This is a genomic window from Streptomyces sp. NPDC001848, assembly GCF_042891915.1.
Lineage (GTDB): Bacteria > Actinomycetota > Actinomycetes > Streptomycetales > Streptomycetaceae > Streptomyces.
The window spans coordinates 1-1,388 of record NZ_JBIATP010000053.1; the positions used below are offsets into that span (position 1 = coordinate 1).

A 1,388-nucleotide genomic window follows, 5' to 3' on the forward strand; every position below is an offset into this window, starting at 1 on the left:
CCTCCGCCCTCACAGCCCTTCAGGCTCGGGTTCAAGCCCTGAGTGGCGACCCCAGCAGCATGATCAAAACAACGTGTTAATGATCTGCAAGCCCTAAGGGCTGTCCCGTAAATGATCTCTGGGTCGCCTCGGACGTGGTGGGTTGTCGTTCAGCCCCGCCCAGCTATCCGGCGAGGGCGAGGTTGTACATCCGGGCGATGCCGAGCATGGTGTGGTGGACGCCGTCGCCTTTGAGGCGGCAGTCGCGGAGGATCTTCCAGGTCTTCATACGGGCGAAGACGTGCTCGACGCGGGCTCGGACCTGCTTGTGGGACTTGTTGTGTTCCTCTCTCCAGGCCGTGAGTGCGCTCTGGCCGCGCTCGCGACGGTGCGGGATGACAAGTCCGGTGTCCAGGTAGCCGCCGTCGGCGATCGTGAGGGTCTTGCCAACAGCGGCCTTGGCGCCGGACTCCTCCCACGCCTTGCAGTCGTTGCGGTTCCCGGCGAGCGGCCGGCCGACCACGACGACCAGGCGCGTGTCAGCGTCGATGACGACCTGGTGGTTGGTGGAGTACCGATAGTTTTTCGATCGCTCGGCGATCGTGTGGTCGCGGTGGACACCAGGGTGCCGTCCATGATGAGCACGGTGTCCTTGGCGAACCGCTTGCGGGGCTGGAGAGCGAGCATCGGCCCGAGGTGGTCGATGATCCGGTCTGCCGCCGACTTCGACACCCCGAACAGAGGGGCGAGCTGCCGCATGGTGAGGTTCGTGCGCCAGTACGCCGCGACCAGCAAGGCCCGGTCCTCCAGCGGAAGGCTCCACGGCCGGCCCTTGCGGACCGCGTCCGCACCCTCGCGCCGCAGCACCGTCACCAGTTTCCCGAAAGCACGTGGGCTCAGCCCGGTGAACGGGGTTATCCAGGACGGCTCCGACGCCGTGATCACACCAGCCACACCAAGATCATCCCAGGCCGGTTAGGGCGCATTCTTCGAGCCAACGGACTGGAGACGGATGATGGAGCAGGACCAGGCCCTGCAGCTCGCGGTGGCTTTCCTCGTGCAGAGCCAGCGTGAAAACGAGCCGCCTCTCGCCATCGACGCAGAGCGGGTCCGGAGAGCAACGGGCTCCTCATCGTGCCCTACAACTCTGTGCAGTACCTCGCCTCACGTGATCCGAGAGAGCAGCTGCTGGACTGCTGGCCCATCCTCGTCGACCTGGAACGCGGAGACGTGCGATTCGGGACCCTGGACGAGCGACATCTGTGGAAGAACCCGAGCGCCTGACGAGGCCGCGGCTGCCCGCAAGCGCAGTTACGGGACAGCCCTTAGGGCTTGCAGATCATCAAGGTGTTGCTTCCCGTCCCGTGGCTCGTTGGTGTGGTATGCGCATCCCGGACGAGATCCGTGCC

General features: G+C 65.3%; 1 protein-coding gene and 1 pseudogene. One reads left to right on the plus strand and one right to left on the minus strand.

Features of this window, described 5'->3' with window-relative positions:
* Nucleotides 1-163: 163 nt before the first annotated feature.
* A pseudogene (locus ACFYZJ_RS39390) lies at nucleotides 164-933 on the minus strand (transposase).
* A 180-nt stretch (nucleotides 934-1,113) separates the two neighbouring features.
* On the opposite strand from ACFYZJ_RS39390, the gene ACFYZJ_RS39395 reads away from it, so the two are divergent.
* Nucleotides 1,114-1,263 carry a hypothetical protein gene (locus ACFYZJ_RS39395; protein ID WP_388577226.1) on the plus strand — a complete coding sequence of 50 codons (150 nt, stop codon included), beginning with the start codon at nucleotides 1,114-1,116 and terminating at the stop codon, nucleotides 1,261-1,263.
* Nucleotides 1,264-1,388: the final 125 nt, after the last annotated feature.